The organism is Vibrio sp. 1402 (assembly GCF_033340275.1).
In genome coordinates, this window is sequence record NZ_JAWOWE010000262.1 from 1 (window position 1) to 713 (window position 713).

Consider the following 713-nt stretch of genomic DNA (forward strand, 5'->3'; position numbering starts at 1 on the left):
ACCACTTCCAGAATGCGCCTTGAAGATTAATCGCACGTTGCTCTAAAGGCGTGTATCGCTCGCTTTGATGCTGACAACAATGGTGGTGGGCGCTCGCTTGCTTTGGCTCGGGGCGTAGAAAATCATCAGGATGAAATGCGTTGACGATCAAACCCGAAACCGTACCTACCACAATGCCAAGTGCGACGACGCCAACGCCGACGGACGGTTTTGCCGCGAGTAACAAGAATGCCGCATCGCCCATGGTTGATGTCAGTACGGCTACGATTGCGCCAAATCCTACTCGTCCACTAATAAATTGAGTCGTAACAACAATAGCGCCGCCACAGCCCGGAAGCGCACCGAGTAGGGCCGCAAAAAACACCTGATGATGACGAGAACGATGATAGAGCTGAGTGATGCGGTTCGTCTTCGACATAAAGTTGGAGAGGTAATGATAAATCGCCAAGGTTGCTGCGATATAACAAGATACTGCCCAGAAAGAATCGGAAAGCGTGGTCACTGTGATCTCTCGGGTGTTCTCATTCGCTAATAAGACAAGCATGATAATGGGGATAAGCAGTCGCTTATAAGCTAACTGGAACTGAGTTGGCTGAAATAGCTGCTGTGCGGAGTGCAAAAATCGGGTCGCGTTCATCGTTAACTCAAATGCAAATGGTAATAATTATCATTATATGTAAATGGGATTTATTCGCAATAGGGTTGTGAGCTTT

General features: G+C 48.0%; 1 protein-coding gene. It reads right to left on the reverse strand.

Going from position 1 to position 713, the window contains the following annotated elements; translation table 11 throughout:
* Positions 1-637, reverse strand: a 637-nt coding sequence (locus tag R7044_RS25450; RefSeq protein WP_225456026.1) for a putative manganese transporter, incomplete at its 3' end; no start/stop codon positions are given.
* Between the last annotated feature and the right edge of the window lie 76 nt (positions 638-713).